This window comes from Photorhabdus namnaonensis, from assembly GCF_001684335.1.
GTDB lineage: Bacteria > Pseudomonadota > Gammaproteobacteria > Enterobacterales > Enterobacteriaceae > Photorhabdus > Photorhabdus namnaonensis.
Window position 1 is genome coordinate 163,000 of record NZ_LOIC01000082.1, and the last position, 7,439, is coordinate 170,438.

Genomic DNA, 7,439 nt, shown 5'->3' on the forward strand with positions numbered 1-7,439 from the left:
GTATATGCTGCGCTTTAGTAAAATTTGATCCAGAGGATGATAGGGTGAAATTAAGACTGAGCTTTATGGCACTGATCGTGCTGTTAGTCGGTTGTGCTGAGAAAAATGTTCAGCAAACAAATGCGGGTAAACAGTCCGGTCAGCAACGTATGCTTAGTGGCAATACTGCTAACGCAGCTAGAATTTCTTCTTTCCCGCCAACGCCTTTTGACACATTTATTCAACAGGCATCCAATCGGTACGGCGTTGATGAAACGTTGATCAGAGCGATTATTCAAGTTGAATCCGGTTTTCGCCCTGATGCGGTCAGTAAATCGAATGCAATTGGTCTTATGCAGATTAAAGCATCGACAGCAGGGCGGGATGTGTATCGACAGAAGGGGCGTCTTGGTCAGCCGACAACTCGTGAGTTGAAAGATCCTAAAACTAATATCGATCTTGGCACTGCTTATATCAGTATTCTGAAAGAGCAACATCTGGCAGGTATTGATAACCCCGAGACCCTCTACTATGCCACTATTGTTGCCTACGTAAATGGTGCGGGCGCTCTTTTGCGTACTTTTAGTGTGGATCGTCAATTAGCCGTTAATAAAATAAACCGCATGACGCCGGATGAGTTTTATCAGTATGTTCAGGATAATCATCCAGCACCTCAGGCTCCACGCTATTTGTGGAAGGTAAAAAAGGCTTATCGTTCGTTAGTATTGGTAGATTGAGTTGCTGATAAAAATGACGATTCCATTTGCGACAGACTCGATTAGTCGGGGGGTTTACGGCGGTTTTTGCTAAATTTAACTGCGAAAGACTTCTCTTAATCTCTGTAGTGGATTCTGGAAAATAAAATTATCCCTCCTTTGGTACTAATTGTGGAGGAGGGGGCTTTAATATATGTGTTCACTGGTGTTTACAAGCTAAAAGGCATGAGACCTTATTTCAATTTACATCATGCGATGGTAAATATCGTTTGATATCCGATAATTCATATCTTATGTTTCTTATGATCAATACGGTATTCCACCAATGTTGATCTTATCTATATTACTATAAAATAATATATAGTTGGATTGATTTTAATTTGAAATTATCTCCTTATGATGCTGGAGATATTTAGTTTTAAATTTTTATATAGGATTATTATTATTAAATAAATTTAAATGAAATTAATTTTATCATAAACTTATTTTTTAAAGTGATTAAATATATGAAATTTACTTTAAAATGTTTAATGGGTTGTATTTGACATGGCATTTTACCTGCTCTTTTATTGAGGGGATGGCGTTATTTTTCAATAAATTATCTAATTTTTTTTCGTGTCAATAATAGAATTAAGCATCAATCAAAAGTGCTTATCCAAGAAATAAGGATGAAATAGAACATACATTTACGTTTCATAAGTGACCATTTCACGGTTTTAGGAAAGTTATCATCACAGAATTGCTAATAAATAAGTTATTCACATCCAGTTACAGAGAGAAAACATTGCTTGAGTATTTTAGTTGATGTTTAACGTACCCATTTTGATTCCGCCCAGGATAAGTGGGGAAAAATAAAAAAACACTTGTGATGATTGCTAAGAATGATAGTTGCCAAATATCTAACAGATTTATTGAGGTAGTAGATGAAAGATAGCATTACTAAAAAAGCGGAAAGTATCCTTAAAGCCGAACTTCTCTCTCAGACATCAGAAAATATAACCAATAACGTAAAGAATATACCTGCTCTGTCACGTAATTGCGTCGTGGTCGGGGGAACAACCCTTGCAGTATTCTGCGCCGAACAAATTCAGGCGGCCGGGCATACGATACAAGCAATACTGACTACCGATACCGTCCTGCAAACATGGGCTGCCCGGCAAGGGATTATTTGTGTGAACTCTGTTGAGGCATTACAAGCGCAAATTGCACAACATCCTGTGGACTGGCTGTTCTCCATCGTTAATCCGATTATCCTGCCTGTGTCGCTGATTGGGCAGATTCGCTGCGGTGCTTTTAATTATCACAATAGTCCCTTGCCACGTTATGCGGGAAGTCATGCCACTTCTTGGGCACTGTTAGCGCGGGAGACACATTACGCCATTTCGTGGCATTGTATTGAGGCGGGGGTGGACACTGGTGATATAGCGGTGCAATGGCCGGTATCTATTAAGGAACACGATAATGCATTTTCATTGAATCTGAAATGCTATCAGGCAGCTCAGGAAGGGTTTATCAAATTGCTTCGGGATCTTGAGCAGGAAAAGTTGGTGACTTATCCGCAGGATCTGACACAACGAAGTTTTTATGCTCAGTCTCGTCGTCCCGATAGTGGGGGGTATCTGTGTTGGCAGCAGTCGGGTGAGGTACTTTCAGCTTTAGTACGGGCATTAGATTTTGGCGAAAATTATTTAAATCCACTGGGTTGCCCGAAACTGTTGCTGAAATGGGGCACAGTGCGAATTTCTTGGCTTCAACGGCTGAATCACTATTCTGGAGGGGCACCCGGTACGTTGATTGCTGTAGAGGAGGATGCCTGGCAGGTAACAACCGGAAGTGAGGATGTTAGGATCGGAGGGTTTGCCACACTTGAAGGTAAATTACTTTCCGCCGGGGAACTTGCTGATATATCAGAACTTGGACTAGGCAAGCAGTTGCCTCTGCTTTCTTCACAACAGACTCAGAATGTAAAAGATATCCTCCAGGCATTGGCACCTAGTGAATCATTCTGGCGTGAACGTCTTGCCTCTTTTCTGCCGCTCCAATTACCTTTCGAAACTGCCGGGAAGTCAGCAGCACCGGAATGGGCATTAAGTGCCTGGCAATCTCCGCTATTAGAAAATGGTGAAAAAAGACCATTGCAGACACTGTTACAGACATTTGCTATCTATCTTGCGCGCTTGACTCATCAAACCGAATTCCAAATCGGCTGGTGTGTGGATAGGGTAAAAGATGAATCGGATGTGTTGTCTGTTTTGGCGCCAGTGGTGCCAATGATTGTTAAGGTGGAGTTTGATCAGCCGTGGTATGCGGTAGCGAACTGGATGGAGGATGAGCTTGTACGGCTGACGCAACATCGTACATTTTGTCGTGATCTCCTTTCCCGTTCTCCTTCACTGTGTGTTATCCCGGCATTAACAACAAGTTGCCCGTGGCGAGTTGCCGTTTCTTTCATGCCGGATGACAAACCGTGGCAGCAGAATGCATTAGGTGAATTGCTGACACTCCAGATAAATACTCAGGGTGGTTTTCGCTGGATTTACGATACAAACCGTTTGAGTACGGAAGTGGTTCAGCGGATGAGTGAACATTTACAGGTGTTGGCATTATCGGCAGAAGAACGGAATGACGTTCCCGTCTGGCAACTTAATTTGTTGCCTGAAGCTGAACGCACTCTGCTGCTGGAAACCTGGAACGCGACTGAAACGGTATATCCTGACCGGTTATGTATTCACCGGCTGTTTGAACAACAGGTGGAGAAAACCCCTGACGCTATAGCGCTGATGTATGAAGAACGCGTTCTCAACTATGCCGAATTAAATGCCCGTGCCAATCGGCTGGCGCATCAACTGATTACGTTGGGAGTCTCACCAGAGCAGCGGGTGGCAATTTGTGTCGCGAGTTCGCCGGCGCGGATAGTGGGGCTGCTGGCAGTACTGAAAGCCGGGGGTGCCTATGTACCGCTAGACCCGGCTTATCCGGGGGAACGGCTGGTTCATATTTTAACTGATGTTGCGCCAGCTATTGTACTGACAGATGATATTGGACGTGCCGCGTTAGGCGAAAACGTACTGGCTGCACTGACTGTGCTGGATCCGAATTCATTGCCCAACCACCCGGAGAGCAACCCGCAAGTACCGGAGTTAACCCCGCGCCATCTGGCGTATGTGATTTATACCTCCGGTTCGACCGGCATACCAAAGGGAGTGATGGTCGAACATCATGGGCTGGTTAACCTGATTCAGGAAAAAATCGTTCAGTTTGATATTCATCCGGGGAGCCGGATGTTGCAGTTTGCCTCATTTGGGTTTGATGCGAGTGTCTGGGAAACCCTGATGGCATTGTGCAGTGGGGCCACTCTGGCGATCCCGGCTGACATGATTCGTCAGGAACCTCTTTATCTCTGGCATTATCTGGAAGAACAGGTGATAACCCATGCTTGCTTGACCCCAGCCTTGCTCCGGGAGGGGGTCGATCTGCCGGTGATGACAATTAGACCGACGTTGATACTCGGTGGTGAGGCGCCGAGTGCAACACTGCTTCAGGCATTGAGTCGTCGGGCAACGGTGTTTAATGCGTATGGTCCAACGGAAATCACGGTGTGTGCGGCTACCTGGCGTTGTCCGTCAGACTACACTGGGGGCGTCATTGCGATTGGACGTCCGACAGCTAACACACAAGTTTATTTGCTGAATACTGACGGCCAGCCAGTGCCGTTAGGCGCGGTCGGTGAGTTGTATATTGGCGGTGTGGGGGTAGCGCGAGGCTATCTCAACCGCCCTGATTTGACAGCGGAACGTTTTCTGGCCGATCCGTTTAGTGGTGAACCCAATGCCCGTCTGTACCGGACCGGGGATTTAGCCCGCTACCTGCCGGATGGAAATCTGGAATTTCTGGGCCGTAATGACCAGCAGGTGAAAATCCGTGGTTTCCGTATTGAACCGGGGGAAATTGAAGCCCGATTGCTGGAACACCCGGCTGTGAACGAAGCACTGGTGCTGGCTCTGGGCGATGGTCAAAATAAACGGCTGGCGGCTTATGTGGCGGCAGAAGCAGATGACGGGCTAGTTAATAGCTTGCGTGCCTATCTGAGTGCCATTTTGCCGGATTATATGGTACCGGCGGCCTTTGTACGCTTGGATACCTTCCCGTTAACACTGAATGGCAAACTAGATCGACGGGCATTACCGGCACCGGGGGAAGATGCCTTTGCCCGTCAGATTTATGCCGCGCCGCAAGGGGAGATAGAAACTCTGCTAGCCGCTGCCTGGAGCGAGTTGTTAGGTATTGAGCAGGTCAGTCGGCACGACAGTTTCTTTGCTTTGGGTGGTCATTCGTTGTTGGCGGTACGAATGATTGAACGTCTGCGTAATGTGGGGTTAACACTGGCAGTACGTGATTTATTCCAATCCCCGGTGTTATCTGAATTTGCCCAAACAGTAGGGCAATCACAGGCGCTATTGGTGCTGGCGAATGTTATTACCCCGGCAACCTCGGCACTTACACCTGAAATGTTGCCGTTGATTGATCTGACTCAGACTGAGATTGACCATATTGTGGCTCAGGTACCGGGTGGGGTTGCCAATATTCAGGATATTTATGGTTTGTCACCGTTGCAGGACGGTATTCTGTTCCATCATCTGTTGGCGAATAAGGGTGACCCATATTTATTTGTTAGCCAGATGATCTTTGCTGACCGCGCCCTGTTGGACCGCTATTTAGTGGCAGTGCAACAGGTGGTTAACCGTCACGATATTCTGCGTACCGCCTTTGTTTGGCAAGGATTATCAGCGCCGGTTCAGGTGGTTTGGCGTCAGGCTCAATTATCAGTCACTGAACTGACACTAGACCCGATTGATGGGCCGGTCCGTGATCAGTTAGCTCAACATTTTGACTTACAACATTATCGCCTTGATTTGAACCAAGCACCCTTATTGCACTTTGCGGTAGCGCAGGAAGAGGACGGTCGTTGGAGCGTACTGCAATTGCTGCATCATCTGATTGGCGACCATACGACGCTGGAAGTGATGAATGGTGAAATTCAGGCTTATATTGCCGGGCAGGAAGGGAACTTACCTGTACCGATCCCTTTCCGCAATCTAGTGGCTCAGGCCCGATTGGGGATGAGTGAGGCTGAACATACCCGCTTCTTTACTGACATGTTGGCTGAGGTGGATGAACCAACGCTGCCATTCGAGTTGATGGAGGTTCATCGGGATGGTTCACGGGTGACGGAATCGTACCGGATGTTACCCACTGAGTTGAATGATCGCCTGCGCAGTCAGGCCCGGCGTCTGGGCGTCAGTTTGGCGACTTTGTGCCATTTGGCTTGGGCACAGGTGTTGTCACATACCAGCGGACAGACGAAAGTGGTGTTCGGTACCGTATTGTTTGGTCGGATGCAAGCGGGGCAAGGCGCTGACAGCGGTATGGGGCTGTTTATCAATACCTTGCCATTACGGCTGGATGTGGATGATACCCCGGTACAGGACAGTGTACAGGCAGCACATACTCGACTGGCGGAATTACTGGATCATGAACATGCGTCACTGGCATTGGCCCAGCGTTGTAGTAGTGTGCAGGGGGAACCCCCACTCTTTAGTGCTTTGTTGAACTATCGACATAATGATCAGTCGGCGATGCCAAATAAGGTAGTGCCAGGTATTGAATTCCTTGGTGCGCAGGAACGAACCAACTATCCGTTTGTGCTGTCAGTAGAGGACGGCGGTTCTACGTTGGGATTGACCGCTCAGGTGGTGCAGCCATTTGAATCAGAACGTGTATGCGGTTATATGCAACAGGCGCTGGAAAGTCTGGCAAAGGCCCTTGAACAGCGTCCGGAAACACCGGTACGAACACTGAATATCTTGCCGGCAGCGGAAAAAAAGCTGTTGCTGGAAACCTGGAATACAACCGAAACGTCGTATCCAGATCACGGTTGTATTCACCGACTATTCGAGCAATGGGCAGAGAAAAGTCCGGATGCCACAGCACTGGTGTATGAAGAACAGATCCTCAGCTATGCCGAGCTCAATGCCCGCGCCAACCGTCTGGCGCATCAACTGATAGCGTTGGGCGTTACACCGGACCAGCGGGTGGTGGTTTGCGTGTCACGTTCACCGGCAATGGTGGTGGGGGTATTAGCGGTGCTGAAAGCCGGGGGGGCCTATGTGCCGCTGGACCCGGTCTATACCGGTGAGCGCCTGGCACATATCCTGACCGATGCGGCCCCCGCTATTTTGCTGGCGGATAATGTCGGGCGTGATGCGCTGGGTGAGAGTACGCTGGCAGGGCTGACGGTACTTGACCCGAATAATCTGCCAGATCAGCCGGACAGTAACCCGCAAGTGCCGGCATTGACGGCACAGCATCTGGCCTATGTGATTTACACCTCGGGTTCGACCGGTACGCCGAAAGGAGTGATGGTGGAACATCGTCATATCCTGCGTTTGTTTGACGCGACTAAATTATGGTATCACTTTAACCGGCAAGATATTTGGTGCCTGTTCCATTCCATAGCGTTTGACTTCTCGGTGTGGGAATTATGGGGAGCGTTACGCTACGGCGCTAAACTGGTGCTGGTTCCGCACGCGATTGCCCGTTCACCTCAAGAGCTGCACCAATTCGTGTGTCAGCATGGTATCACGGTGTTGAATCAAACCCCCAGTGCTTTTAAAGCCTTTATTGCCAGTTATGTCGCCAATCCGTTACCGGACTGTTTGCGCTATATCATCTTTGGCGGGGAAG

The 7,439-nt window shown here is 48.1% G+C and carries 2 protein-coding genes; both read left to right on the forward strand.

What is annotated here, in order from left to right:
* Nucleotides 1-44 precede the first annotated feature (44 nt).
* Entirely contained in the window at nucleotides 45-716 is a 672-nt protein-coding gene (locus tag Phpb_RS17440; protein WP_065391451.1) for a transglycosylase SLT domain-containing protein, read from the forward strand.
* Nucleotides 717-1,618: 902 nt separating this feature from the next.
* The coding region (locus tag Phpb_RS26370) for a non-ribosomal peptide synthetase (RefSeq protein WP_205634799.1) at nucleotides 1,619-7,439 on the forward strand (5,821 nt) is incomplete at its 3' end.